Genomic DNA, 26,436 nt, shown 5'->3' with positions numbered 1-26,436 from the left:
CGGGCGCCCCCGACCCGACGCGCCCCGCGCATCGGCCCCCTGTGCCGCATTTGCACAGGGGGCCGACCGGTGTGTTCGGTCAAGCTCAGGAAAGCCTTCAGATACGCGGACGTAGCAGTGAGCGCCTAGCGTGGGCGCGGCCCCCACCCGAGTGAACGCGGACTGGAGCGGCGATGCACGGAACGAGCCACTCAGCAGCGAAACCGATACAAAGGACAAAACCCCTCAGTTCGAGGGGAAACGGCCCGTCCCCGATGTTCTCAGGTGATCCCCACATGATCGGTCGAATCCCCGTCCTTGACGTCCAGCCGCGCGTTGACTGCGGGCGCCGCCCGGTCAAGGCCGTGCCGGGCGAGACGTTCCAGGTCTCCGCGACCGTCTTCCGCGAGGGCGCGGAGGCGGTCGGCGCCAACGTCGTGCTGCGCGACCCCGGCGGCCGGAGCGGGCCCTGGACCCCGATGCGCGAACTGGCGCCCGGCACCGACCGCTGGGGCGCCGACGTGACCCCGGAGAGCGAGGGGCGGTGGACATACGCCGTCGAGGCGTGGGGCGACCCGGTGGCCTCGTGGCGGCGGGTGGCCCAGATCAAGATCCCGGCGGGCGCCGACACCGAGCTGACCCTGAGCGAGGGCGCCGACCTGCTGCGCCAGGCCGCCTCGGGGGTCCCCAAGTCCGGCGGCAAGGACACCGTCCTGGCCGCCGCGGCGACGCTGGCCGACACCACGCTGCCGGGCGCCGCGCGCCTGGCGGCCGCGCTGACCCCCGAGGTGCGGGGGATCCTGGAGCGCCACCCGCTGCGCGAACTCCTCAGCTGCTCACGGCCCATGCCCCTGCTCGTGGAGCGGGAGCGCGCGCTGTTCGGCTCGTGGTACGAGCTCTTCCCGCGCTCCGAGGGCGCCGTGGTGCGCCCCGGCGCGCCCCCCGTCTCCGGCACGCTGCGCACCGCGGCCGAGCGCCTGCCCGCGGTGGCGGACATGGGCTTCGACGTGGTCTACCTCCCGCCGATCCACCCCATCGGCACCGCGTTCAGAAAGGGCCCCGGCGGCGCGCCGAGCGCCAGGTCCGAGGACGTCGGCTCGCCCTGGGCCATCGGCTCACCCGACGGCGGCCACGACGCGATCCACCCCGACCTGGGCACGCTCGACGACTTCGACGCGTTCGTCGCCACCGCGGCCGAGCTCGGCCTCGAAGTCGCCCTGGACTTCGCCCTCCAGTGCAGCCCCGACCACCCGTGGGTCAAGACCCACCCCGAGTGGTTCACCCGGCGCGCCGACGGCACGATCGCGTACGCCGAGAACCCCCCGAAGAAGTACCAGGACATCTACCCCATCTCGTTCGAGCAGGACTTCAGGGGCCTGGTCACCGAGACGCTGCGGATCCTGCGCCACTGGATGGCGCACGGCGTGCGGATCTTCCGGGTGGACAACCCCCACACCAAGCCGGTGGTCTTCTGGGAGAAGGTCATCGCCGAGATCAACCGCACCGACCCCGACGTCATCTTCCTCGCCGAGGCGTTCACGCGGCCCGCGATGATGCACACGCTCGCGCAGATCGGCTTCCAGCAGTCGTACACGTATTTCACCTGGCGCAACACCAAGTGGGAGCTGACGGAGTACCTGACGGAGCTGACGGGCGAGGCCGCCGCCGCCATGCGGCCCAACTTCTTCGTCAACACGCCCGACATCCTGCACGCCTACCTCCAGCACGGCGGGCGCGCGGCGTTCGAGACGCGGGCCGTGCTGGCCTCGACGCTCTCCCCCACATGGGGCGTCTACGCGGGGTACGAGCTGTGCGAGAACGCCCCCGCCGCCCCCGGCAGCGAGGAGTACCTGGACTCCGAGAAGTACCAGCTGCGCCCGCGCGACTGGGCGGGCGCCGACGCGGCGGGCGCCAGCATCACGCCGTTGATCACCACACTGAACGCGCTGCGCCGCCGCCACCCCGCGCTGCGCCGGCTTCGCGATCTGCACTTCCACCGCACGGACAACGACCACATCCTTGCTTACTCCAAGCGCACAAGGACACCTCACGCCGACCTCGTGCTCATCGTGGTCAACCTCGATCCCCACCACACCCACGAAGCGACGGTCTCGTTGGACATGGAGCAACTCAAGGGGTACGGCCTCTCCCCCGCTCAGGAGGGCGGCGCCGAGCCCTTCCCCGTGCGCGACGAGCTCACCGGGGAGACCTACTACTGGGGCAGGGACAACTATGTACGGCTTGAGCCGGGCCGTGCGGATGCGTACGCCTCCTCGGCCCACATCTTGGCCCTGCGACCGTCCTCACAGACCGGAGGGTCACCCAACCATGAGCGTCAATGAGCCGGTCCCCGACACATTCGAGGACACGCCAGCCCGCGATCGCGACCCCGAGTGGTTCAAGCGCGCGGTCTTCTACGAGGTCCTCGTCCGCTCCTTCCAGGACAGCAACGGCGACGGGATCGGCGACCTGAAAGGACTCACCGCGAGGCTGGACTATCTCCAGTGGCTCGGTGTGGACTGCCTGTGGCTGCCGCCGTTCTTCAAGTCCCCCATGCGCGACGGCGGTTACGACGTGTCGGACTACGCCGACGTGCACCCGCAGTTCGGCGACCTCGCCGACTTCGTCGAGTTCACCGACGCCGCCCACCAGCGCGGCATGCGCGTCATCATCGACTTCGTCATGAACCACACGAGCGACCAGCACCGGTGGTTCCAGGAGTCGCGCCGCGACCCCGAAGGCCCCTACGGGGACTACTACATGTGGGCCGACGACGACAAGCAGTACGCGGACGCGCGGATCATCTTCGTCGACACGGAGTCCTCCAACTGGTCGTTCGACCCGGTCCGCAAGCAGTACTACTTCCACCGCTTCTTCTCCCACCAGCCCGACCTCAACTACCGCAGCCCGGCCGTCCAGGAGGAGATCCTGTCCGCCCTGCGGTTCTGGCTCGACCTGGGCATCGACGGCTTCAGGCTCGACGCGGTCCCCTACCTCTACGCCGAGGAGGGCACCCACTGCGAAAACCTTCCTGCGACCCACGCGTTCCTCAAGCGCGTGCGCGCGGAGATCGACGCGCACTACCCCGACACGGTGCTGCTCGCCGAGGCCAACCAGTGGCCCGAGGACGTCGTCGACTACTTCGGCGACTACGAGAAGGGGGGCGACGAGTGCCACATGGCGTTCCACTTCCCGCTGATGCCGCGCATCTTCATGGCGGTGCGCCGGGAGTCCCGCTACCCCGTCTCGGAAATCCTCGCCAAGACCCCGCAGATCCCCTCGAACTGCCAGTGGGGGATCTTCCTGCGCAACCACGACGAGCTGACCCTCGAGATGGTCACCGACGAGGAGCGCGACTACATGTACGCGGAGTACGCCAAGGACCCGCGGATGCGCGCCAACATCGGCATCCGCAGACGGCTTGCCCCGCTGCTCGACAACGACCGCAACCAGATCGAGCTGTTCACCGCGCTGCTGCTGTCGCTGCCGGGCTCGCCGATCCTCTACTACGGGGACGAGATCGGCATGGGCGACAACATCTGGCTGGGCGACCGCGACGCGGTGCGCACCCCGATGCAGTGGACGCCCGACCGCAACGCCGGCTTCTCGTCGTGCGACCCGGGCCGGCTGTTCCTGCCGACCATCATGGACCCGGTCTACGGGTACCAGGTGACCAACGTCGAGGCGGCCATGAGCTCGCCCGCCGCGCTGCTGCACTGGACGCGGCGCATGGTCGAGATCCGCAAGCAGAACCGAGCCTTCGGGCTCGGCACCTACGCGGAGCTGCCCTCGTCCAACCCCGCCGTGCTGGCGTTCCTGCGCGAGCACGGCGACGACCTCGTCATGTGCGTCAACAACTTCTCCCGCTTCTCCCAGCCGACCGAGCTCGACCTGCGCCCCTGGGCGGGGTCGGTGCCCGTGGAGCTGATCGGCGGCGTGCGCTTCCCGCCCATCGGCGAACTGCCGTACCTGCTGACGCTGGCGGGCCACGGCTTCTACTGGTTCCGGCTGCGTAAAGGCTCCGAGTCATAAGCCGCCTCGGGGCAGGAAAGGGGCTTACCCCCAGCCCGCTGGGGGAAGCCTCTCCCTACCCCCAAGCATTCCCCAAAGCCCTCCATATGCGTTACGGGCCTCACCCGCACGGTCGTTAATGGACGACACGTCCCGCACCGCCGGGTAACCCACGTCTCCATCCGGGACACTTCGTCACATAATTCGTGCCCGGGGAAAGGACGCCATGTCGGACAGCTCCTCGCCCCGCACGGCCCAGGCCCGTCTCCCCCTCGCCGGCGCGCCCCACGGCGGCGCCCTGCTGCGCTCCCTCACCGGGCTGCTCGCGCGCTGGCTGCCCCGGCAGCGGTGGTTCGCGGGAAAGGGGCGGCCGCTGAGCGGCCTGACCCTGATCGCGGCCACCGAGTTGCTGCCGTGCACCGCGGGCGGCGGCGCCCCCGGGCTGCTCCACCTGCTGATCAGGACCCGGCAGAGCCCGGCGCCCGGCTCCCACGCCCCGCCCGTGGGCGACTGCTACCAGCTGCTCCTCGGCGTGCGGGACGCGTTGCCGCCCTCGCTCGGCCCCGCGCTGGTCGGCCGCCCGAGCGAGGGCCCGTTGCGCGGCGCGTCCGTCTACGAGGCGCTGCACGACCCGCGCCTGGCCGCGGTCCTGCTGGAACGCCTGCGCACCCCCGGGCGCCTCGGCACGCTGAGCTTCAGACGCGCGCCCGGGGCGCACATCCCCGAGGGGCTGCCCGCCAGGCTGATGACCAGCGAGCAGTCCAACTCCTCGGTGGTCTACGGCGAGAGCCACATCCTCAAGCTGTTCCGGCGCGTCAGCCCCGGTGTCAACCCCGACCTCGAGCTGCCCCTGGCCCTGGCCGCGGCGGGGTGCCCGCGGGTGCCGGGGCCCTCGGCGTGGTTCGAGGCGGCCTGGCCCGGCACGGTGTCGGAGCCGCTGACGCTCGGCGTGCTCGCGCCGTTCCTGCCGGGATCGGTGGACGGCTGGCAGCTGGCGATCCAATACCTGGGCCGCCGCGCCGACTTCACATCGGCCGCGCACTCGCTCGGCCGGGCGACCGCCGAGGTGCACACGACGCTGGCCGAGGCGCTGCCCACGTCGGTCATGGGCCGCGCGCAGCTCGAGCAGGCGGCCACGGGCATGTCGGAGCGGCTGGCCGAGGCGGCGGCGGCCGTTCCCGCGCTGCGGCCCTACCGGGCCGGGCTGCGGCGGGCGTTCGAGGCGCTGGCCGACTTCGCGCGGCGCGGCGGCACCTGCCCGGTGCAGCGGCTGCACGGCGATCTGCACCTGGGCCAGGTGCTGCTGACGCCGGACGCGCGGGGGCGCGGCATGCACTGGTCGATCATCGACTTCGAGGGCGAGCCCGCCAGGCCCCTCGCGGAACGCCGCCGCCCCGGGCCCGTGGCCCGTGACATCGCGGGCATGCTGCGGTCGTTCGACTACGCCGCCGCGCAGGCCAGGGCCGCAGGGTCGTGGGTCGACGGCTGGTCGCGCGCGAGCCGCGCCGCGTACTGCCGCGGCTACGCGGAGGCGGCGGGCAGCGATCCGCTGGAGCGGCCCGAGCTGCTGCGCGCGCACGAGACGGACAAGGCCGTCTACGAGGTGCTGTACGAGGCGCGGCACAGGCCCGCGTGGCTGCATGTGCCGATGGCCGCGATCCGCCGGCTGGCCGCGGCCCCTGACTGACCCGAAGACCCCACCCCCGTGACCTCAGGACCGGCCGGTCCTTCCGGATCGAAAGGAACGTTCCTCCGTGCTTCCGCCCCTCTCCCCCGCAGACCGCGCCCAGTTGCTCGCCGGGGCGCACCACGATCCGCACGCGCTGCTCGGGGCGCACCAGGTGTCAGGCGGCGCGCTCGTCCGCGTCCTGCGCCCGTTCGCGCGCCGGGTGCTGGCCTCGGACCACGAACTGGAGTCCGAGGGCGACGGCTTCTTCGCGGCCGTGCTGCCCTTCGCCGAGGTCGCCGACCGGCGGCTGACCGTGAGTTACCAGGACGGGAGCGTCCTGGAGACGCACGACCCCTACCGCTTCCTGCCCGCGCTGGGCGAGCTGGACGCCCATCTGCTGGGCGAGGGGCGCCACGAGCGGCTGTGGGAGGTGCTCGGCGCGTGGCCGCTGGTGCACGACGGGGTGCCGGGGACGCGTTTCACCGTGTGGGCGCCGGGCGCGCGCGGGGTGCGCGTGGCCGGGGACTTCAACCACTGGGACGGCACCGCGCACCCGATGCGCTCGCTGGGCTCGTGCGGGGTGTGGGAGCTGTTCGTGCCGGGGGTGGGGCCCGGCGAGCGCTACAAGTTCGACATCTGCCGCCCCGACGGCGGCCACACGCTGCGGGCCGACCCGATGGCGCGGCAGACGGAGTGCCCGCCCGCGACGGCCTCGATCGTCCACCGCGGCGCGTACACGTGGGGCGACCAGGCGTGGATGGCGGCCCGCGCCGAACGGCCCGCGCACGAGGCACCCATGTCGGTCTACGAGGTCCACCTGCCGTCCTGGCGCCCCGGCCTCGACTACCGGGGCCTCGCCGAGCAGCTGCCCGCGTATGTGAGGGAACTGGGCTTCACCCACGTCGAGATGATGCCCCCGGCCGAGCACCCCTACGGCGGCTCGTGGGGGTACCAGGTCACCGGGTACTACGCGCCGACCGCGCGCCTCGGCACGCCCGACGACTTCAAGCACCTGGTGGACGCGCTGCACCGGGCGGGCATCGGCGTGCTGATGGACTGGGTGCCCGCGCACTTCCCCAAGGACGAGTGGGCGCTGGCGAAGTTCGACGGGACCGCGTGCTACGAGCACCCCGACCCACGGCGGGCCGAGCACCCCGACTGGGGAACGCTGGAGTTCGACTACGGGCGCCGCGAGGTGCGCAACTTCCTGGTGGCCAACGCGGTGTTCTGGTGCGAGGAGTACCACGTCGACGGGATCAGGGTGGACGCCGTCGCGTCGATGCTCTACCTGGACTACTCGCGGCCCGAGGGGCAGTGGACGCCCAACGCGGACGGCGGCCGCGAGAACTGGGACGCGGTCGCGTTCCTCCAGGAGATGAACGCCACGGTCTACCGGCGCTGCCCCGGCGCGGTGACCATCGCCGAGGAGTCGACGGCGTGGGACGGCGTCACGCGCGCCACGGACCACGGGGGCCTGGGCTTCGGCTTCAAGTGGAACATGGGCTGGATGCACGACACCCTCGACTACGCGGCCAAGGACCCGGTCCACCGGGCGTGGCACCACGGCGAGATGACGTTCTCCATGGTGTACGCCTACTCGGAGAACTATGTGCTGCCCATCTCGCACGACGAGGTCGTGCACGGCAAGCGGGCGCTGGTGTCCAAGATGCCGGGCGACTGGTGGCAGCAGCGGGCCAACCACCGCGCCTACCTCGGCTGGATGTGGTCCCATCCCGGCAAGCAACTGCTGTTCATGGGGCAGGAGTTCGCCCAGGGCGCCGAGTGGTCGGAGGAGACGGGGCCGCAGTGGTGGGTGCTCGACCCCGAGTACCCGGCGGCCGGGGACCACCGGGGCGTGCGCGACCTGGTGCGCGACCTCAACGCGCGCTACCGCGCCACCCCGGCGCTGTGGGAGCGCGACACCGACCCCTCGGGCTTCGCCTGGGTGGACGCGGACGCGGCGGCGGACAACGTGCTGGCGTTCCTGCGGTTCTCGGCGAAGGGCGCCCCGCTGCTCGCCGTCTCCAACTTCTCGCCCGTGGTGCGGCACGACTACCGCCTCGGCGTGCCGGGCGACTCCCCCGACTGGGTCGAGGTCCTCAACACCGACGCGTCGGTCTACGGCGGCAGCGGGGTGGTCAACCGCGAGCCGCTCAAGTCCGATCCGACACCGAGCCACGGGCGGGACATGAGCATCTGCCCCACGCTGCCGCCGCTCGCGACGATCTGGCTGCGCCCCGCCTGACGCGGGGCCGGAGGCCGCCGCCGCGGGGACGGCGGCCCGCCGTGCCCGCCCGTCAGGCCACGGGCTCGCGGTACCAGGCGTCCACGACCTCGCCCACGCCGCGCTCCGTGTCGTACGCGTAGACCTCGCGGCCCTCGACGAAGACGCGCAGCGCGCGGCTCATGACGTCGAGCGGGTCACCCGACCAGATGACCACGTCGCCGTCGAGGCCGGGGCGCAGCGAGCCGACGCGGTCGTCGAGGCCCAGGATCTCGGCGGGGTTGGCGGTGATGGTGCGCAGCGCCTCCGCCCGGTCGAGGCCCTCCTTGACGCACAGGGTGACCTGGTGGACCAGGAAGTTGATGGGGATGACGGGGTGGTCGGTGGTGATGGCGACCTTGACGCCCGCGCGCGTGAGGATGCCGGGGTTGGCGAGGGTCCGGTGGCGCAGCTCGACCTTGCTGCGGGTGGTGAACAGCGGGCCGCTGATGACCGGCACCCCGCGGCGGGCGATCTCGTCGGCCAGCAGGTGCGCCTCGGTGCCGTGGTTGATGACGACGCGGTAGCCGAACTCGTCGGCAAGCCGCAGCGCGGTGGCGATGTCGTCGGCGCGGTGGGTGTGCTGGCACCAGGGCAGCTCGCCGTCCAGGACCTTGGCGATCACCTCGAGGCTGGGATCGCGGTCGAACGGCTTGTCATCGGCGGCGGCGTGCGCCCGCTTGGCCACGTAGTCCTGGGCCTTGGTGAACAGGTCGCGGATCACGGCGGCCACGCCCTGCCGGGTGGAGGGCAGCTGCTTCTTCTCGCCGTAGACGCGCTTGGGGTTCTCGCCCAGGGCGCTCTTGACGCTCACGGGCTCGCGGATCAGCATGTCGTCGACCGTGCGGCCCCAGCACTTGATCGCGACGGTCTGGCCGCCGACGGGGTTCCCTGAGCCCGGCTTGATGACGGCGCTGGTGACGCCGCCCGCGAGCGCGTCGGCGAAGCCGGTGTCGGCGGGGTTGATCGCGTCGAGGGCCCGCATCCTGGCGCCGTTGGGGTCGGTCATCTCGTTGGTGTCCTGACCGGCCCAGCCCTCGGCCTCCTCGTGGACCCCGATGTGCCCATGGGCCTCGACGAACCCGGGCAGCACCCAGCCGCCCGCCGCGTCCACGACCCTGACCCCGTCAGGCACGGCCACCTCGGCGTCGGGGCCGACGGCGGCCACCTTGCCGTCGAGAACGAGCACGGTGCCGTTGTCGATGGGCTCGCCGTGCATGGGAACGACATGACCGGATCTGATCGCAATGTTCATGGACGATGAACCTATCTCACACGAGGTCCACCTGTGACCGGCGTACGCTGCGGAAATGATCGGTAGTGGCGATGTGCGCAAGGCCGTTGAACGGGTCGGTGACCGGGTGCGTACGGTCGCCCTGGCGCCCGCGGGTGAACGGGTCTGGTTCGCGCTCGAGTTCCTCCAGCACACCGGGTCGTTCAAGGCGCGGGGCGCGCTCAACTTCACGACGGCGGCGGCCGAGTCGGGGGCGATGCCGCGGGCCGGGATCGCGATCGCCTCGGGCGGGAACGCGGGGCTCGCCTGCGCGTGGGCGGCGGGCGAGCGGGGGATCCCCGCGACGGTGTTCGTGCCGGAGACCGCGCCACGGGTCAAGGTCGCGCGGCTGCGGGCGCTGGGCGCGGAGGTCAGGCAGGTGGGCCGGGAGTACGCGGAGGCGGCCGAGGCGTGCGCGGCGTTCGTCGCCGGGAGCGGGGCGCTGGCCTCGCACGCCTACGACCACCCGCTGATCGCGGCGGGCGCGGGCACGCTGCTCGACGAGATCGTCGCGGCGCGGCCCTCGATCACCACGGTGGTGGTGGCGGCGGGCGGCGGCGGCCTGTTCGCGGGGGTGGCCGCGGCGGCGGAGGAACGCGGGGTGCGGGTGGTCGCGGTGGAGCCCGAGCACTGCCGCGCCCTCAACGCGGGCCTCGCGGCGGGCGGCCCCGTGGACGTCCCCGTCGACTCGGTCGCCGCCGACTCCCTCGGCGCCCGCCGCGCCTCGGCCGACGCGGTCGCCTGGGCGGCGCGCCCCCACACACGGTCGGTGCTGGTCCCCGACAAGGCGATCACCGCGGCCAGGCGCGAGCTGTGGCAGGACCACCGGATCGCCGTCGAGGTGGGCGCGGCGGCGGCGCAGGCGGCACTGACGTCGGGCGCGTACGCCCCCGCGCCCGACGAGGAGGTCTGCGTCGTGCTGTGCGGCGCCAACACGGACCCGTCCGACCTGGCGCGTTGAGCACGGGGCTGCCGCCCGGCGCTCCCCCACCGCCAACGGCTCGCGCGCGGCGGCCCGTTCGATCGACCGTCTCGAGACGACGGCGGAGTCGCACGGCCAGGGCGACGATGACGCCGGGGCGGGTGCCGCGGAACAGGATGGACGAGACGGAAGCGGTGTTCCGACGCCGGGCGTCACGCCGTCTCGCACGTCCCTGGAGCCTGCCGGGCGAGGAACTCATCCATGAGCGGCCCGATGGCCTCGGCCAACGCGTCACGGTGATCCTCGCCTTCGGCCCAGTCGAGGGTGATGGCGAGGTTCATCCCGGTGTTGTCGAGGGCGGGCGACGCGGCGCAGGTGACGTGGATGGCGGCGTAGTCGTCCCAGACGACGACTTCCCGGGGACTCTCGGAGAGCACTTCCCCTTCCGCGACGGAATGGCCGACCCTCCTGTGGTCGAGGTAGGGCCCCACCCCGGCGGCGACCCCCGAGGGCCAGGACGGGATGGCGTCCAGGGTGAGGGCCGGGGAGTCGTCCACATGCACGACGCACCGGGCCGTGGTGCCCAGCGAACCGTCGGGATATTCGATCAGCTCGGGATCGGCACGCAACTCCTCCCCGGGCGGGAGCAGAGGACTCACCAGATCCGGGTCCACGGTGAGGTTGCAGAGGTCTTCCGGGATGACGAACTCCCTCGCCTCCTCATCCGGTTCGTCGGAGCCGGAGGTGCACGCGGAGCACGCCAGGATCGTGGTGAGGAGGAAGGCGGCCGGAATACGCCTCAAGGGTGCACCTCGTTCATAGGTGGAGAGACTTGGTTGAACCGACGGAGAAGCCGGTGTCGGCCTCTCGTGTCGCGGTGCTCCGATAGCCCGAGGCCTCCTCGGAGCTCACGTCGTGATCCCCTCGCTCAAGGGCCGATTCGACCGCCGCGAGGACGACTTCCTCCCGGAAGTACTGCTGGGAGTTCGCATAGGTCCGCTGCGCCTGCTCCTCGGCCGTTGCCTGGTTGTCCTGTGTGAACGTGCCGAAAACGGCCTCGGTGATGGCCTCGCGCATCTGCACCGCCGCGGGACCCGCGCCCCGGATCCCCTCGAGACCGACGTCCACCGTGGCCGCGAGGGTCCGCTCGGTCCATGTCTGGACCTGGTCGACCGTGGCGTTGTGCGCCTCGTCCGCCGCGATGTGGCCCTCGTACATGGCCCTGGCATGCGCGTCGGTCATGAGGCCCGCCACCTGCCCGCTGCCCGTCATCGCGGCGGTGAGCTGGCCCTGCCGCGCTTCCTCGTCCGCCGATCCGCCGTTGAGGGATGCGTCGATCGTGACGTAGGTGTACGCCTCGTTGGCGGCGGTGATGGCCGCATAGGCGTCAGGCTCCTGCCCCAGCGCGTGGAGCATCAGCGCCATGTTCTCGGAGTCAAGGTCGGCGTGCGGCTCGGGGCGTGGCTCGATCTCCTGCGTGGTGAGCGCGTACTGGACATCGGCGATGTAGTCCGCCGCGATGTTCCCGAGCGCCGGGCGCAGGGATTCGAGTACCTGCCCTTCGGCGATCCGCGCGGGATCGTTCTCCGAAAGCTCGCTCGCCCCTTGGTAGTCCCTCGACAGGTTGTTCCAGATCTCCTCGGCCACCCGCACGGTCGCCTCGGAGTGCTGATGCGTCTCTCCCGGAAGGGGTGCGCCGCCGGGGGAGAGGCCCGTGGCCGCCGCCTCGAGGGCCGCTGCCAGGCCGGGGCCGGGGGAGGGGACGGAGATGATGTCGCGCAGGCCGTCGCCGCTGTCGAGGCGGCGGCCCGCGCCGTTCTCGTCCCCCAGGAAGTACTCCAGGTGGTCCGCGCCAGGGCCCTCCGGGTCGAAGAAGGCCGTCACCGCGTCGGGGTTGCTGTGGGCGCCCATGCCGAGCATGCGGTCCACCACGTCGTTCTGCGGGTCCCACGGGTCCACCATCGGGTAGCCCTCGTCGCCAGGTCGGGCCGGGAAGCGATCGTGGGACCAGATGTCGGGGTCCTCGCGCTCCAGCGCGATCAGGTCCCTCGTGGCGTCGAAGAAGAACTGGTCGTCCACCGGGACGTCCGACGCCTCCAGCAGGTCGAGCGCCACGTCGAAGCCGATGCGCCGGTCGTCGGCCGCGAGCCATGTGTCGCCCTGGAGGCGGCTGCCGCCCGCGTCGACGAACGCCTCGTAGCGCCTGGTGTAGTCCCTGCCCTCGCCCGTCTGGAGCCACTGCGCGTACGCCGGGGAGCCGGGAGGAGCGGTCGACATGTCGCCGGGGACGCGCAGGGACGTGGACAAAGCCGTGCCGAGGCCCGCGCGCAGGTCGTTGGCCAGGGGGCCCGCGCTGTTGAGCTCCGTCGCCGCGCGGTCCGTCCGGTCGGCGAGCAGCAGGTACTCGGCCATGCCGATCTCGTCCACGACGAACGCCGCGAACCGCGGGTCGTCCGCGTGGTCCTCGAGGTAACGGTCCATGCGGTGCAGGTCCGTCGCCGACAGCTCGTCGTCGCGCGCGAGCTCCACGAACGCCGTCGCGTCCTCCCTGATCAGCGCGGCGTGGGCGGCCTCCGCGCCGGGGTAGGGGCTGCGGGCGAACTGCTCGCCCGCGTCCTCGTCCGCCATCCGCTCCAGCGCGCGGGCGGCCAGCCGGTCCGCCTCGGTGGCGCGGTCCACGATGCGGCGGACGTCCTCGTCGGTCGCCACCATCGCCTCGTAGGTGCCGGGGGGCAGCTCCTCCGCGAACGGCTCCTGTGGCAGGAACTCCCGCAGCCTGACGCTCTCCAGGGTCATCTCCGGGTGCTCGGCCGGGTGGACCGCGCCCTCCTGGTCGACGTACACGCCGCGTTCGAGGGCCGTGGCCTTGAGCTGGAGCAGCTCGCGCCGCACCCCGGCCAGGTCGTCGTGCAACGTCTGGAGGAGGCCGTGCACGGTGTGCGCCCGCTCGTGGGCGAAGCGGAACCTGTCGGCCGTCACCCCGAGGAAGTCCCGGGTCACCGTGGCGTTCTCGCCGCGCCAGCCCGCGTGGGCGGCCCCGCCCACCATGTCGTGCTCGGCGGTCACGGACATCTCCGCCATGTCCGCCCTGACCGCGTCCCACCGCTCGACCAGCGCGCCGAGCACGTCGAGGTTCAGCTCGGTGAGCCCGGCGAACGTGGGCTCCGCGGGGGAACGCCCGAAGCCGAAGTAGTCGCCGGGGTCGGGCAGCCAGTCCATCAGGCGTCACCGTCCTCGGGCGCGATGCCGCCGAGGGCGAGGATGGCGCGGTTGGGCGCGACGTTCTCCAGGCCCGCCGTCGTCGCGCGGCGGACGTCGTCGCCGGTGCGGGACTCCAACTCGGCGTGCGCCGTGACCGTTTCGGACAGATGGCCCGCGATGCGGCCGCAGTCGCTTCGCAGGTGGAGGACCTGGGTCCGCCACCGCTCGGTGAGCCGGACGATCGCCGCGCCGCTGGCCAGGTCCACGCCGCGTAACGACTGCCCCGCCGCGTACCCCTCGGACTCCGCCGCCAGGCCGTCGGCGGGGAGCCGGTCGTAGAGCCCCCGCGCCGCCGACTCCACCGGGTCCAACCCCTCGGCGCTTACCGCCAGATCCGCCTCGTCGTTCACGCTGTCCCCCGCCCCTGGGCTCCGATGTGACGCGGAGTCAGAATAGCGTCACGGCACGCTTGTCGGGGCCGCCCCCGCGACAACGGCACCCGCCCCGGCGTCCGAGGAGGGGGACGGCTCGGCGAGCATCGGGTCCCTTCTCACCGCGAGAGCCCTCATCCCCCGGCAGCGCTTCACCGGGCCGACGAGGGCGACGATCAGCGCGACGCACTCGCCACAGCGATCGGGCCGCTCATGGACGCGCTCATGGCGAACCAGCCACCCGGCTACTGCGAGACCGCGTGACGCCCGGCGTCAGAAGACCGCTTCCGTCTCGTCCATCCTGTTCTGCGGCACCCGCTTCAGCTCCATCGTCGCCGTCGCCAGCGGCGTCATCACGATCTCCGTGCCGCGCAGCGCCGTCATCATGCCGAAGTCGCCGTTGTGCGCGGCCTCCACCGCGTGCCAGCCGAAGCGGGTGGCCAGGACGCGGTCGTACGCCGTGGGGGTGCCGCCGCGCTGGATGTGGCCGAGGATCATCGCGCGGGCCTCCTTGCCCAGGCGGTTCTCCAGCTCGGTCGCCAGCCGCTGCCCGATGCCCGCGAAGCGCTCGTGGCCGTAGGGGTCGATCTCGCCGCGCTCGTACGGCATGGAGCCCTCGGCAGGGCGGGCGCCCTCCGCGACGCAGATGACCGCGAACTTCTTGCCGCGCGCGAAGCGCTCCTCGACCATCTTGCACAGGTCGTCCAGCTGGAACGGCCGCTCGGGGATGCAGATGCCGTGCGCGCCGCCCGCCATGCCCGCCTCGAGGGCGATCCAGCCCGCGTGGCGGCCCATGACCTCCACGACCATGACCCGCTGGTGCGACTCCGCGGTCGTCTTGAGGCGGTCGATCGCCTCCGTCGCCACGCCGACCGCCGTGTCGAAGCCGAAGGTGCGGTCGGTGGCCGAGATGTCGTTGTCGATCGTCTTCGGCACGCCCACGACGGGGATGCCCGCGTCCGACAGCATCCGGGCCGCGGTCAGCGTGCCCTCGCCGCCGATCGGGATCAGCGCGTCCAGGCTCAGCTTGTGGCGGAACGCCTCGGCGTTGTCGCACGCCTCGCGCAGCCGCGACCGCTCGAGGCGGCTCGAGCCGAGGATGGTGCCGCCGCGGGCCAGGATGCCGCTGACCTCGTTGATGTCGAGCTCGCGGTACCGCCCTTCGAGCAGGCCCTTGAAGCCGTCCTCGAAGCCGATGACGCTGTCGCCGCGATCGACCACGGCACGGTGTACGACGGAGCGGATCACTGCGTTGAGTCCGGGGCAGTCACCGCCCGCGGTGAGGACTCCGATGCGCATGGCTGCTGATCTCCTGCTCACTCGTCGGTGCTCGCTCGGGGCCCTAGGAATTCTTCCACGCCCAGGCGGCGCGCTCTAACGGCGCTCGCGAACCCGACGCGCGCCGCGCCCCCCACCGTGGGTACCGTCGGTGGGAGGGATGTGGAACGGATCGTGCCCGCGCGGGCCCACGACAAGCTTGCGCCGGGACGACGGGGACGGGACGGGACTGTGACGCGCAGCGTGTATGTGTCCGGCATCGGCCGGGGTGACGGCAGACAGGTCGTCGAGCTGGGGCTGATGGAGCTGCTGACGCGGCAGGTGGACCGGGTGGGGGTGTTCAGGCCGCTGGCCCACGAAGGGCCCGACCCCGTGTTCGAGCTGCTGCGGGGGCGCTACCGGCTCGGCCAGTCCCCCGAGGGCGCACGGGGGCTCGGATACGCCGAGGCGGCCGAGCTCCAGGCCGCCAGGGGGATGGACGAGTTGATCACCCGGCTGGTGGACCGTTTCCACGAGGTCGCGGCGGCGTACGAGGTGGTGCTCGTGCTCGGCACCGACTACGCGGACACGCAGCTGCCCGCGGAGCTGACGCTCAACGCCAGGCTGGCGAACGAGTTCGGCGCCGCCGTGCTGCCCGTGGTCGCGGGGACGGGCCAGGACGGCGACTCGGTGGTCGCCGAGGTGCGCAACGCCCACCACGCGTTCGCCTCCCTCGGCTGCGAGGTGATCGCCATGGTCGCCAACCGGGTCTCCGCCGCCGAGGCGCCCGGCGCGGTCGAGGCGCTGCGCGGCCACCTGCCGGTGCCGGTCTGGGTGCTGCCCGAGGAGCCCGCGCTGTCCGCGCCGACCGTGGCGCAGGTGGTGTCGGCGCTGGGCGCCGAGGTGCTGCTCGGCGACGCGACGGGCCTCGGCAGGGACATACGCGACTTCGTGTTCGGCGGGGCGATGCTGCCGACGTTCCTGACGGCGCTCACCGAGGGCTGTCTGGTGATCACGCCGGGCGACCGGGCCGACCTGGTGGTGGGCGCGCTCGCGGCGCACTCCGCGGGCGCCCCGCCGATCGCCGGGGTCCTGCTGACGCTGGGCGAGCGGCCGGGCGAGGAGACGATGGCGCTCGCCGCCAGGCTGGCCCCCGGCACTCCGGTGCTCTCGGCGGCGGGCGGCTCGTTCCGCACGGCGACCGAGCTCTCGGGGATCGAGGGGAAGCTGACGGCCGCGACGCCGCGCAAGGCGGAGATCGCGCTCGGCCTCTTCGAGTCGCACGTGGACACCGCCGCGCTCACCGAGCGGGTCTCGCTGGTGCGCGGGGACCGGGTCACGCCGATGATGTTCGAACACCAGCTGATCGAGCGCGCCCGCGCCGACCGGCGCCATGTGGTGCTGCCCGAGGGCACCGAGGAGCGGGTGCTGCGCGCCGCCGAGGTGCTGCTGCGGCGCAACGTGTGCGACCTGACGCTCCTGGGCGACGAGACCACCGTGCGGCGCCGCGCGGCCGAACTCGGCCTGGATCTCCCGGCGTTCGACGACGGCGGCGCGCTGCGCGTGGTGGACCCCGTGACGTCGCCGCTGCGGGAGCGCTTCGCCGAGGTGTACGCGCGGCTGCGCGCGCACCGGGGCGTGAGCCACGAGCTGGCGCACGACGTGGTGGCCGACGTGTCGTACTTCGGAACGCTCATGGTGCGCGAGGGCCTGGCCGACGGGATGGTGTCGGGCGCCGCGCACTCGACGGCGGCGACGATCCGCCCGGCGTTCGAGGTGATCAAGACGAGCCCGGGGGCGTCGATCGTCTCGTCGGTGTTCTTCATGTGCCTGGCCGACCAGGTGCTGGTCTACGGCGACTGCGCGGTCAACCCCGACCCGGACGCGGCGCAGCTCGCGGACATCGCGATCCAGTCGGCCGCCACCGCGGCGCACTTCGGCGTGGACCCGAGGATCGCGCTGCTCTCCTACTCCACGGGCACCTCGGGCACGGGCCCGGACGTGGACAAGGTGCGGGAGGCGACCGAGCTGGTGCGGCGGCTGCGGCCCGACCTGAGGGTGGAGGGGCCGATCCAGTACGACGCGGCGGTCGAGCCCTCGGTGGCGGCGACCAAGCTGCCGGACTCCGACGTGGCGGGCCGGGCCACGATCCTGGTGTTCCCCAATCTCAACACCGGCAACAACACCTACAAGGCCGTCCAGCGCTCCGCGGGCGCGGTGGCGGTCGGCCCGGTGCTCCAGGGGTTGCGCAAGCCGGTCAACGACCTGTCGCGCGGCGCGCTGGTGCAGGACATCGTCAACACGGTGGCGATCACCGCCGTGCAGGCCCAGCGACAGGAGGACCGGGCGTGAGCGCGGCGCGAACGGACGGGCCGAGCCGGGTGCTCGTACTCAACTCGGGCTCGTCGTCGGTGAAGTACCAGCTGCTCGACATGGCCGACCGCTCCCGGCTCGCCACGGGCCTGGTCGAGCGGATCGGCGAGCGCTCGGCCCGGCACGTCCACACCCCCGCCGATGGCGAGCCGCGCGAGCGGGAGCGCCCGGTGGCCGACCACGCCGAGGCGCTCGAGGCGGCGGCCGACGAGCTGGCGGCAGACGGGCTCGGCCTCGACTCCCCCGAGCTGCTCGCGGTGGGCCACCGCGTGGTGCACGGCGGGCGGCGGTTCAGCGAGCCGACGGTCGTGGACGACTCGGTGCTCGCCGCGATCGAGCGCCTGTCGCCGCTCGCGCCGCTGCACAACCCCGCCAACCTGGAGGGCATCCGCACGGCCAGGGCGCTCAACCCCCGGCTGCCGCAGGTGGCGGTGTTCGATACGGCGTTCCACACGACGCTGCCGGAGCACGCGGCGCGTTACGCCATCGACGTCGCGACGGCGGACGCGCACCGGGTGCGGCGTTACGGCTTCCACGGCACGTCGCACGCGTATGTGTCGCGGCGCACGGCCGCGCTGCTGGGGCGGGCGCCCGACGAGGTCAACGTCATCGTGCTGCACCTGGGCAACGGCGCCTCGGCCGCCGCGGTCGCGGGCGGGCGGTGCGTGGACACGTCGATGGGCATGACGCCCCTCGAGGGCCTGGTGATGGGCACCCGCTCGGGGGACGTCGACCCGGCCGTGGTCTTCCACCTGGCGCGCAACGGCGGGATGGCGCTCGACGACATCGACCGGCTGCTCAACCAGCGCTCGGGCCTCGCCGGTCTGTGCGGCGACAACGACATGCGGGAGATCCTGGCGCGCCGGGACGCGGGCGACGAGCGGGCGCGGCTGGCGTTCGACGTCTACATCCACCGGCTGCGCCGGTACATCGGCGCCTACTACGCGGTGCTCGGCCGGGTGGACGCGCTGGTGTTCACGGCGGGCGTCGGGGAGAACGCCGCCCCCGTGCGCGCCGCGGCTGTGGCGGGCCTGGGCTCCCTGGGGCTCGCGATCGACGAGGGGCTGAACAGCGCGCGAACGCGGGGCCCGCGGCTCATCTCGCCGGAGTACGCTCGGGTCGCGGTCGCCGTGGTGCCGACCGACGAGGAGCTCGAGATCGCCACCCAGACGTTCGCGCTGGTCGGCTCCTGACGCTCGGATAGCCTGATCCCGTTGAAAATTCAGCCACGGAACAAATCGATAGGATCCGCCACCATGCGCCGTTCCAAGATCGTCTGCACCCTGGGCCCCGCCGTCGATTCCTTCGAGCAGCTGAAGGCCATGATCGACGCCGGCATGAACGTGGCCCGCTTCAACTTCAGCCACGGGTCGCACGAGGAGCACGCGGAGCGGTATCACCGCCTGCGGAAGGCGACCGAGGACACCGGGCGCGCGGTGGGCGTGCTGGCCGACCTCCAGGGGCCCAAGATCCGCCTGGAGACGTTCGCCGACGGGCCGGTCGAGCTCAAGCGCGGCGACGAGTTCACGATCACCACCGAGGACGTCGAGGGCGACCGCTCGATCTGCGGCACCACCTACAAGGGCCTGCCGGGTGACGTCGCCAAGGGTGAGACGATCCTGATCAACGACGGGAACGTCGCGCTCCAGGTGATCGAGGTGGACGGGCCCCGGGTGCGCACCATCGTGGTCGAGGGCGGCGTGGTCTCCGACCACAAGGGGATCAACCTCCCCGGCGTCGCCGTGAACGTCCCCGCGCTGTCCGAGAAGGACGTCGACGACCTGGAGTTCGCGCTGCGCCTCGGCGCCGACATGGTGGCGCTCTCGTTCGTGCGGAACGCCGACGACGTGCGCGACGTGCACCGCGTGATGGACCGGGTGGGCCGCAGGGTGCCGGTGATCGCCAAGGTCGAGAAGCCGCAGGCCGTGGAGAACATGACGGAGGTCGTCATGGCCTTCGACGGCGTGATGGTGGCGCGCGGCGACCTGGCGGTGGAGTACCCGCTGGAGAAGGTCCCGATGGTGCAGAAGCGGCTGATCGAGCTGTGCCGCAGGAACGCCAAGCCGGTGATCGTGGCGACCCAGATGATGGAGTCGATGATCACCAACTCCCGTCCCACGCGCGCCGAGGCGTCCGACGTGGCCAACGCGATCCTGGACGGCGCGGACGCGGTGATGCTCTCGGCCGAGTCGTCGGTCGGGCGCTATCCGATCGAGACGGTCAAGACGATGTCGAAGATCGTCGTGGCCGCCGAGACGGAGCTGCTCTCCCGTGGCCTCCAGCCGCTCGTCCCCGGCAAGAAGCCGCGCACCCAGGGGGGTTCGGTGGCCAGGGCGGCGGCCGAGATGGCGGACTTCCTCGACGGCAAGGCGCTCGTGGCGTTCACCAAGTCGGGCGACACCGCCCGCCGCCTGTCCCGCTACCGGGCGGTGCAGCCGATCCTGGCGTTCACGTCGGAGCCCGCCACGCGGAACCAACTGACGCTGAGCTGGGGCGTGGAGACGTTCGTGGTGCCGCACGTGAACCACACGGACGAGATGGTCGAGCTGTGCGACGCCGAGCTGTCCAAGCTCAACCGCTTCTCCCCCGGCGACACCATGATCATCACCGCCGGGTCGCCCCCCGGCGTCCCCGGCACCACCAACATGGTGCGCGTACACCACATCGGCGGCCACCGGGGCGTGTGACCGGCGCCCCGCCGCGGGCCGACCGGGGGGATCCCGGGGGGATGATCAGGGAACGGTCGGCCCGTCGTTCGTCGTGTACAGGTGCATGCCCTGCATGGTCAGGGTCCCGCCGAACTGACCCGCCTGGACGACGGACACGTCAGTGAAGAACACCTCGGGCAGGTCGAGGGGCGGCGGGGACTCGGGCGAGAAGACGATCGGGATGACCCCGAACAGCTTGCCCTCGAGGCGCTCGGTGTACATCGTCACGGTGCCGTCGCGGAAGGTCGAGACGGACCCGGGGTCGGTGGCCACATGGTGGCGGACGCCGCTCGTGCCGTCCACGATCTGGTGCAGATCGCCGATGTCCACCATGTCGGCGGTGAACTTGAGCGCCTGCTTCACCGTGCCGTTGGCCGTGGGGATGTTGACGACGCCGTGGTAGTCGAGGCCGCTCAGGTCGAGCAGCGTCGCCTCGAGGAACCACGGGGAGTCGGGCAGCGGCAGCGGCGGCACCTCGTCGACGCCGTCGGCCGGCTCCCGCACCGGGCAGGGGAACGGCACCAGGCCGTTCTCGTCGGGCGCGAACGGGTCGGCGCTCTCCTCGGCCTCGGGCCTGGCCTCCGGCTCGGGCTCGGGTGACTCCTCGGCCAGCTCCTCCCGCTCGGCGGGCGGCTCGGGGGCCTCGGGCGTCTCCGGCCCGTCCGGCTCCTCCGGCCCCGCGCCACCGCCGTCGGCCCCGCCCCCGCCGCTCTCCTCTTCGTCCCCCGCGCCCTCGTCGTCCCCTTCGTCCTCGTCGGGGCGGCCGGGGTTGAAGATGTCCTCGAGTCCCTCGCCGATGTCGCCGAGCCCGTCCCCGAGACCGTCGCCGAGGCCGTCACCGAGCCCCTCGATCAGGCCGTCGCCCAGGCCCAACGGGTCGCGCGGGTCCGGCTCGTCCTCCGCGGCGCCGGGCTCCGCCTCGGGCTCGTCCTCGGGGCGGCCCTCCTCGGGCTCGGCGGACTCCTGGCGCGGGGTGGCCGGTTCGCCCTCGGGCGCGTCCCCCGTGGGCTCCTGCGCCTCGTGGGCGGCCTCTGACTCCTCGTCGGGGGATGAGGAGCCCTCGTCCGGCGCGGGCTCCTCTTCGGGTGCCTCCGGCGCCTCCTCGGGGGTCTCCTCCGGTGCTTCCTCGGGCGTCTCCTCCGGCTCCTCCTCGAGCTCGGCGTCGGGGAGTTCGACGCACGAGTCGCCGCGGAAGGGGTTCTCCGGCTGCGGGTCCGCCTTCGCCAGGGGCGAGGTGAAGCCCATGCCCATGAGCGCGGCCGACGGCATCGCCGCCAGGGCTATCGCCTTGCCGACGGGCATGTGGAGCCGCCGCAGCAGCGATCTACGCGCGGAGCCGTGCCGGGGCCCCTCCTCCGAGGTGGCCACCTGCGCTATGTCGTCACTCGGCACGTCGCATCCCCTTCCCCACTTCCCTCGCGCCCTCGGGTGCGGTCGCTTCGAAGCCCGCCAGCACGCTGCCCGTTCCCGGCGGCGTCTCTCTCGCCTCGGAGCGGACCGGCTTCGCCGGCGCGCCTGGCGCCTCGGCCGCCTCGGCCGACGTGGCCGCGGCCCTGTCCCCCGGCATCCACGCCACGCTCATGCCGCCGCCGACCAGACCGAACAGGTAACCCACCACGAAACCACCGAAGTTGGACACGATCAGGGAGACCAGGGCCAGCAGGATCGCCGCGACGCCCGCGAATATTCGGACGTGCGGCTGGAACCACATGGTCAGCCCGAGCACGACCAGCAGGACGCCGATGACCAGGGACCCGGCGCCCGCCGTGGTGGCCATACGGATCGTCAGATCGCCGAAGGTGACATAGCGGTAAGGGAAGTAGCCGATGGGCAGCCCGGCGATCATGGTGAAGAGACCCGCCCAGAACGGCCGACCCCACCGGAAGTGCCGGAAGCCGACACGGACCCGGGCGAGGATCGAAACGATGGACAGTCCCTCGGTGTTGGTGCTCACAGCACGTACTCCCCTGGTGGCACGGTTCAGTAGCGGGATGCACGATACGGCGGCCGGCCGCGCGCCCCGCGCGGCGTTCGGCCCCCCGGGGCGAAGACGGCACTCCGGCTCCGCCCCAGGCGACGACTACGCCGTCAGAAGCATTCGTTCTCGCCTCTGTGCAGGCTCAGGCTGAGATCGCTGAGCTTGAACGTCCCGGCCGAAGTGGCCCAAGCGGTCTGCTGGATACCCGTGAGCACCGCACGGTCGGCCTGCTGCGCGAACGAACCGGGCACGGTCTCGCCCGACGGGGTCGGCCCCTTGGTGGTCTCGTCGACGCTCACACCGATGTCGATGTTGGTGAACTCGGCGTCGGCGTTGAGCTGTTCGAGGTCGATGAACAGGTTCTCGGCCTCCACCGGATTGCCCGGGTCGGTCCCGGCGCGGATCCTGACGGTGACCTCGCCGAGGAAGGGAATCCCCGGGATCACCACCGACTGGCAGAGGTCGGTGATGTCGGCGCTGTCGAACGCCGACACCGCGACGGCCCGAGGCTCGCCCCCGGCCGGCCGGACGACCGTGCCGTACTGGACGAACCCCTCGCCGACCAACTGATCGGCGCTGACCTTGAATTCCTGACCCGACACCGCGAACGAAGCGGCGAGCGCGCCCTGGGAGAGCGCGACGCCGATGACAGCTGTCGCGGCCACGCTCGGCACCATGACCAGCCCGAAACGCCGCCATCTGGTGCCGCCGCGAGCCTGTGACTCCATGACTTTCCTCCTTCTCGGACGAACATCTCCGTACGGCGGGCCGATCTGTGGTCAGCAGGCGTCCTGCGTCAGGAGAGGAGAAGCGCGTTGCCGCCGGACTGCACCCCGGAGACAGCCACTGGCCGCCGTGGGGGTAGCGCGGCTCGCGGGGACCAGGTCCCGCCGGCTGACGGGAACCCCCCTGATCCGAGGCCGAGGCGTGGCTCCATCGGCTTGGCCGATCGTGGTGCATCTCACGGATTCACACAAGGGGTTCGTTACTTGCCGGTAATAGCGGTGTGGTCATCCGGTGGAGAACGCCCCCCATCCCCCACGCGGGGTGCACGGCCGCGAAAGACCCACGGGAGAACCAATCGGACGTAATCCCGGGGAAACGTCCGGCGGACATCACGCAATGTGATGGCGGCCACGTTTACCAAGTTTTGGTAAAGCGTGGCCGCCGTACTGTTGATGAGGGACAGTCGGCTCAGAAGAGCACACGGGCCAGGGCGCCGCGCGCGGCGACCACCCTGGGGTCCTCCGCGCCCACGACCTCGAACAGCTCGAGGAGCCGCACCCGCGCGGTGTCGCGGTCATCGCCCACCGAGCGCTGCACCGCGCCGACCAGCCTGCCGAACGCGTCCTCGACATGGCCGCCGAGCAGGTCCAGGTCGGCGACGGCCAGTTGGGCGGCGATGTCGTCGGGGCGCTCGGCGGCGTCCTTGCGCACCCGCTCCGCGTCCACGTCCCGCACCCGGCTCAGCAGCTGCGCCTGGGCGAGGCCGAGCTTGGCCTCCTCGTTCGCGGGCTCGTCCGACAGGACGTTCTCGTAGGCGGTGATCGCGCCGCCGAGGTCGCCCGAGTCGAGCGCGGCGTGGGCGGCGGCGAGCGCGGGGTTGTCGGGAACGGCGGGCACGGCCTGCTGCGCCTCGGCCACGGCCTGCGCCTGGTCGGGGTCGACCGGGGCGCCGACGATGCCGAAGCGCTGCTCGGCCGCGGCGATCAGCTGGTCGAGCACCTGGCGCACCTGGGGCTCGGGCGCGGCGCCCTGGAAGAGGGGCAGCGCCTGCCCGGCGATCACCGCGAAGACCGCGGGGATGCCCTGCACGCCGAACTGCTGGAAGAGCATCTGGTTCGCGTCGACGTCGATCTTGGCGAGCACGAACCGCCCGCCGTACTCGGCGGCCAGCCGCTCGAGGATCGGGCTCAGCTGCTTGCAGGGCTGACACCAGTCCGCCCAGAAGTCGATGACGACCGGCACCTCCGCGCTCCGCTGGATCACGTCGCGCTCGAAGCCCGCCTCGTCGACGTCGATCACCAGCGACACCTGGGCCGCCTGCTGCCCGCCGTCGGACTGGGCCGCCGCCCGCTGAGCGCGGGCCTGCTCCGCCTTCTGCTTGGCCTCTGCGGCCGCCTTCACCGCGGAGAGGTCAACGGCTCCGCTCATGGACACATTGCGTGGCTGCATGGCACCAGTCTCCCTCCTCCGCGAGCCGTTCGGGTACGGCCCCCGGCCCGAGCCCGCACCGATGCCCGCACTAGAAGCCCGCCGGCTCGGTCCAGGTGCCCCACTCGTCGCGCAGGACGCCGCAGATCTCGCCGAGCGTCGCCTCGGCGCGGACGGCGGTGAGCATGGGCTCGATCATGTTCGCGCCCGAACGTGCCGCGCCGAGCAGCCCGTCGAGACCGGCGCGCACCGCGGCCTCGTCGCGCCCGGCGCGCCGGTCGGCCAAGGCGCGCACCTGCTCGCGCTCCACCTCGTGGCTGACGCGGAGGATCTCCAGGTCCTCGGTGACGGACCCGGTGTGGGCGTTGACGCCGACGACGCGCTTGTCCCCCTTCTCGAGGGCCTGTTGGTAGCGGAACGCGGACTCCGCGATCCGCCCGGTGAACCAGCCGTCCTCGATGCCGCTGAGCAGCCCCGAGGTGATCGGCCCCACCGGGAAGTGCCCGTCGGGGACGGCGCGCCTGCCGCGCTCGGCGATCTCGGCGAAGATCTTCTCGGCGTCCGCCTCGATCCGGTCGGTCAGCTGCTCGACGTACCACGAGCCGCCCAGCGGGTCGGCGACGTTGGTGACGCCGGTCTCCTCCATCAGCACCTGCTGCGTGCGCAGCGCGATCTCGGCGGCGCGCTCGCTCGGCAGGGCCAGGGTCTCGTCCAGGGCGTTGGTGTGCAGGGAGTTGGTGCCGCCCAGGACGGCGGACAGCGCCTCGACGGCGGTGCGCACGACGTTGTTGTACGGCTGCTGCGCGGTCAGCGAGACGCCCGCGGTCTGGGTGTGGAAGCGCAGCCACTGCGCCCGCTCCGACGTCGCGCCGTAGACGTCGCGCATCCAGCGGGCCCAGATCCGGCGCGCCGCGCGGAACTTGGCGATCTCCTCGAAGAAGTCGAGGTGCGCGTCGAAGAAGAAGGAGAGGCCGGGCGCGAAACGGTTGACGTCGAGGCCCCTGCTGAGCCCGAGCTCCACATAGCCGAAGCCGTCGGCCAGCGTGTAGGCCAGCTCCTGCGCGGCCGTGGACCCGGCCTCCCTGATGTGGTACCCGGAGACCGAGAGCGGCTTGTACGCGGGGACGCGCTCCGCGCAGAACTCCATCAGGTCGCCGATCAGCCGCAGATGGGGCTCGGGCGCGAACAGCCACTCCTTCTGCGCGATGTACTCCTTGAAGATGTCGGTCTGGAGCGTGCCGTCGAGCGTGGCGACGTCCACGCCCTGCCGCTCGGCGGCGACGAGGTACATGCAGAAGAGGGGAACGGCGGGGCCGCTGATCGTCATCGACGTGGTGACCTCGCCCAGCGGGATGCCGCGGAAGAGGACGTCCATGTCGGCGGCCGAGTCGATGGCCACCCCGCAGTGGCCCACCTCGCCGAGCGAGCGCGGGTCGTCGGAGTCGCGGCCCATCAGGGTCGGCATGTCGAACGCCACGGAGAGCCCGCCGCCACCCGCGGCGAGGATCATGCGGTACCGCTCGTTGGTCTGCTCGGCGTTCCCGAAGCCGGCGAACTGGCGGATCGTCCACGTCCTGCCGCGGTACCCGGTGGGGTAGAGGCCGCGGGTGAACGGGAACTCCCCCGGCCAGCCGATGCGCTCGAAGCCCTCGTACCGGTCGGTGGGGCGCGGTCCGTACACGGGCTCCACGGGGTCGCCTGAGAGCGTGGTGAAGTCGGCGTCCCGGGTGCGGGCCGCGTCAAAGCGGGCCTGCCAGCGACGGCGGCCCGCCGCGATGTCGTGTGCGTCCATGCGGCCAATTTACTTGGACGTCCTAGTAAGAGTCGAGCCGAAGACCCCCGGAAGAACCGGGGGCGGCACCCGGGGGGCGCCTCGGCTACGCGTTGACCGGCTGGGCGGGCTGGTCGTCGGCGTCGATGAGCGGCGCGACCTCGGCCCTGATCCGCCGCTCGACGACGAACGCCGCGAACGGGATCGTCCCGGAGAGCAGCACCCAGAGCAGCTTCCCGAACGGCCACCGGGCCTTGTGCCCGAGGTCGAACGCGAACACCAGGTAGACCATGAACAGCAGGCCGTGCACCTGGGAGACCATGAGGGTGAGGTCCTCACCCCGGTCGAAGCCGTACTTGAAGACCATGCAGGTGCACAGGACCAGCAGCATCACCGCGGTGACATAGGCCATGACGCGGTACCGCGTGAGCACACTCCGTTTCATG

19 protein-coding genes are annotated in these 26,436 nt (G+C 72.1%); 8 read left to right on the top strand and 11 right to left on the bottom strand.

The features are described 5' to 3' along the window. Positions 1–275 precede the first annotated feature (275 nt). The 4 genes from D7318_RS13805 (at position 276) to glgB (ending at position 7,904) form a co-directional block, all read left to right on the top strand. Entirely contained in the window at positions 276–2,321 is a 2,046-nt protein-coding gene (locus D7318_RS13805) for an alpha-1,4-glucan--maltose-1-phosphate maltosyltransferase (protein WP_120697254.1), read from the top strand. Further along, the gene (gene treS / locus D7318_RS13800) at positions 2,308–4,011 is read left to right on the top strand and encodes a maltose alpha-D-glucosyltransferase (RefSeq protein WP_120697253.1); all 1,704 of its coding nucleotides are present in this window, start codon (positions 2,308–2,310) and stop codon (positions 4,009–4,011) included. The genes D7318_RS13805 and treS overlap by 14 nt, the downstream gene beginning before the upstream one ends. Before the next feature lie 205 nt (positions 4,012–4,216). Further along, the gene (locus D7318_RS13795) at positions 4,217–5,677 is read left to right on the top strand and encodes a maltokinase N-terminal cap-like domain-containing protein (RefSeq protein ID WP_120697252.1); all 1,461 of its coding nucleotides are present in this window, start codon (positions 4,217–4,219) and stop codon (positions 5,675–5,677) included. 67 nt (positions 5,678–5,744) lie between these two features. After that, on the top strand, positions 5,745–7,904 hold the full coding sequence (gene glgB / locus D7318_RS13790) for a 1,4-alpha-glucan branching enzyme (protein ID WP_120697251.1): 2,160 nt from the start codon (positions 5,745–5,747) through the stop codon (positions 7,902–7,904). 52 nt (positions 7,905–7,956) lie between these two features. On the opposite strand, the gene D7318_RS13785 is transcribed toward glgB, so the two are convergent. After that, positions 7,957–9,177, bottom strand: a complete 1,221-nt coding sequence (locus D7318_RS13785) for an amidohydrolase (protein ID WP_120697250.1) — start codon at positions 9,175–9,177, stop codon at positions 7,957–7,959. A gap of 55 nt (positions 9,178–9,232) precedes the next feature. Between D7318_RS13785 and D7318_RS13780 the strand changes: the two genes are divergently transcribed. After that, on the top strand, positions 9,233–10,156 hold the full coding sequence (locus D7318_RS13780) for a serine/threonine dehydratase (RefSeq protein WP_120697249.1): 924 nt from the start codon (positions 9,233–9,235) through the stop codon (positions 10,154–10,156). Between the two features lie 173 nt (positions 10,157–10,329). On the opposite strand, the gene D7318_RS13775 is transcribed toward D7318_RS13780, so the two are convergent. From D7318_RS13775 to D7318_RS13760, 4 genes are all read right to left on the bottom strand, one after another. Further along, the gene (locus D7318_RS13775) at positions 10,330–10,920 is read right to left on the bottom strand and encodes a hypothetical protein (RefSeq protein WP_120697248.1); all 591 of its coding nucleotides are present in this window, start codon (positions 10,918–10,920) and stop codon (positions 10,330–10,332) included. A 13-nt stretch (positions 10,921–10,933) separates the two neighbouring features. Next, positions 10,934–13,336, bottom strand: coding sequence for a hypothetical protein (locus D7318_RS13770; protein WP_120697247.1), 2,403 nt, complete (start codon positions 13,334–13,336; stop codon positions 10,934–10,936). After that, entirely contained in the window at positions 13,336–13,728 is a 393-nt protein-coding gene (locus D7318_RS13765) for a hypothetical protein (RefSeq protein ID WP_120697246.1), read from the bottom strand. Before D7318_RS13765 ends, D7318_RS13770 begins: the two co-directional genes overlap by 1 nt. A gap of 294 nt (positions 13,729–14,022) precedes the next feature. Further along, on the bottom strand, positions 14,023–15,048 hold the full coding sequence (locus D7318_RS13760; RefSeq protein WP_120697245.1) for an ATP-dependent 6-phosphofructokinase: 1,026 nt from the start codon (positions 15,046–15,048) through the stop codon (positions 14,023–14,025). 210 nt (positions 15,049–15,258) lie between these two features. On the opposite strand from D7318_RS13760, the gene pta reads away from it, so the two are divergent. From pta to pyk, 3 genes are all read left to right on the top strand, one after another. After that, the gene (gene pta, locus D7318_RS13755; protein WP_120697244.1) at positions 15,259–17,358 is read left to right on the top strand and encodes a phosphate acetyltransferase; all 2,100 of its coding nucleotides are present in this window, start codon (positions 15,259–15,261) and stop codon (positions 17,356–17,358) included. Further along, positions 17,355–18,572: an acetate kinase gene (locus tag D7318_RS13750; protein ID WP_120697243.1), complete on the top strand. Its 1,218-nt coding sequence runs from the start codon at positions 17,355–17,357 to the stop codon at positions 18,570–18,572. The genes pta and D7318_RS13750 overlap by 4 nt, the downstream gene beginning before the upstream one ends. A gap of 63 nt (positions 18,573–18,635) precedes the next feature. Next, positions 18,636–20,066, top strand: coding sequence for a pyruvate kinase (gene pyk / locus D7318_RS13745; protein WP_120697242.1), 1,431 nt, complete (start codon positions 18,636–18,638; stop codon positions 20,064–20,066). Between the two features lie 45 nt (positions 20,067–20,111). Here the strand turns inward: pyk and D7318_RS13740 are convergent, their stop codons facing one another. The 6 genes from D7318_RS13740 to D7318_RS13715 all read right to left on the bottom strand — a co-directional run bounded on the left by D7318_RS13740 (position 20,112) and on the right by D7318_RS13715 (position 26,435). After that, complete coding sequence (locus tag D7318_RS13740; protein WP_147437682.1) at positions 20,112–21,389, bottom strand: hypothetical protein; 1,278 nt, start codon at positions 21,387–21,389, stop codon at positions 20,112–20,114. 79 nt (positions 21,390–21,468) lie between these two features. Continuing rightward, a complete protein-coding gene (locus D7318_RS13735) occupies positions 21,469–22,041 on the bottom strand; it encodes a DUF6114 domain-containing protein (RefSeq protein ID WP_183091409.1) in 573 nt (190 codons plus the stop codon). A 134-nt stretch (positions 22,042–22,175) separates the two neighbouring features. Next, positions 22,176–22,793 (bottom strand): DUF6230 family protein, encoded by a 618-nt coding sequence (locus tag D7318_RS13730; protein ID WP_120697240.1) that lies wholly within the window; start codon positions 22,791–22,793, stop codon positions 22,176–22,178. A gap of 466 nt (positions 22,794–23,259) precedes the next feature. Beyond that, the gene (locus D7318_RS13725) at positions 23,260–24,240 is read right to left on the bottom strand and encodes a tetratricopeptide repeat protein (RefSeq protein ID WP_120697239.1); all 981 of its coding nucleotides are present in this window, start codon (positions 24,238–24,240) and stop codon (positions 23,260–23,262) included. Between the two features lie 70 nt (positions 24,241–24,310). Beyond that, positions 24,311–26,011: an acyl-CoA mutase large subunit family protein gene (locus tag D7318_RS13720; protein WP_120697238.1), complete on the bottom strand. Its 1,701-nt coding sequence runs from the start codon at positions 26,009–26,011 to the stop codon at positions 24,311–24,313. An 85-nt stretch (positions 26,012–26,096) separates the two neighbouring features. Next, on the bottom strand, positions 26,097–26,435 hold the full coding sequence (locus D7318_RS13715) for a DUF3817 domain-containing protein (protein ID WP_120697237.1): 339 nt from the start codon (positions 26,433–26,435) through the stop codon (positions 26,097–26,099). Position 26,436 lies beyond the last annotated feature (1 nt).

This window comes from Streptomyces radicis (assembly GCF_003626575.1).
In the GTDB taxonomy this organism is placed as follows: domain Bacteria; phylum Actinomycetota; class Actinomycetes; order Streptomycetales; family Streptomycetaceae; genus Streptomyces; species Streptomyces radicis.
Note: the sequence above shows the minus strand (reverse complement) of the source record. Positions and strands in the feature narration are given on the sequence as shown.

Excerpts from the sequence above, each read along its gene's own strand:
- D7318_RS13805 (WP_120697254.1), top strand. The coding sequence starts at position 276 with ATGATCGGTCGAATCCCCGTCCTTGACGTCCAGCCGCGCGTTGACTGC.
- treS (WP_120697253.1), top strand. The coding sequence starts at position 2,308 with ATGAGCGTCAATGAGCCGGTCCCCGACACATTCGAGGACACGCCAGCC.
- D7318_RS13795 (WP_120697252.1), top strand. The coding sequence starts at position 4,217 with ATGTCGGACAGCTCCTCGCCCCGCACGGCCCAGGCCCGTCTCCCCCTC.
- D7318_RS13785 (WP_120697250.1), bottom strand. The coding sequence starts at position 9,177 with ATGAACATTGCGATCAGATCCGGTCATGTCGTTCCCATGCACGGCGAG.
- D7318_RS13780 (WP_120697249.1), top strand. The coding sequence starts at position 9,233 with ATGATCGGTAGTGGCGATGTGCGCAAGGCCGTTGAACGGGTCGGTGAC.
- D7318_RS13770 (WP_120697247.1), bottom strand. The coding sequence starts at position 13,336 with ATGGACTGGCTGCCCGACCCCGGCGACTACTTCGGCTTCGGGCGTTCC.
- D7318_RS13760 (WP_120697245.1), bottom strand. The coding sequence starts at position 15,048 with ATGCGCATCGGAGTCCTCACCGCGGGCGGTGACTGCCCCGGACTCAAC.
- pyk (WP_120697242.1), top strand. The coding sequence starts at position 18,636 with ATGCGCCGTTCCAAGATCGTCTGCACCCTGGGCCCCGCCGTCGATTCC.
- D7318_RS13740 (WP_147437682.1), bottom strand. The coding sequence starts at position 21,389 with ATGCCCGTCGGCAAGGCGATAGCCCTGGCGGCGATGCCGTCGGCCGCG.
- D7318_RS13730 (WP_120697240.1), bottom strand. The coding sequence starts at position 22,793 with ATGGAGTCACAGGCTCGCGGCGGCACCAGATGGCGGCGTTTCGGGCTG.
- D7318_RS13725 (WP_120697239.1), bottom strand. The coding sequence starts at position 24,240 with ATGCAGCCACGCAATGTGTCCATGAGCGGAGCCGTTGACCTCTCCGCG.
- D7318_RS13720 (WP_120697238.1), bottom strand. The coding sequence starts at position 26,011 with ATGGACGCACACGACATCGCGGCGGGCCGCCGTCGCTGGCAGGCCCGC.
- D7318_RS13715 (WP_120697237.1), bottom strand. The coding sequence starts at position 26,435 with ATGAAACGGAGTGTGCTCACGCGGTACCGCGTCATGGCCTATGTCACC.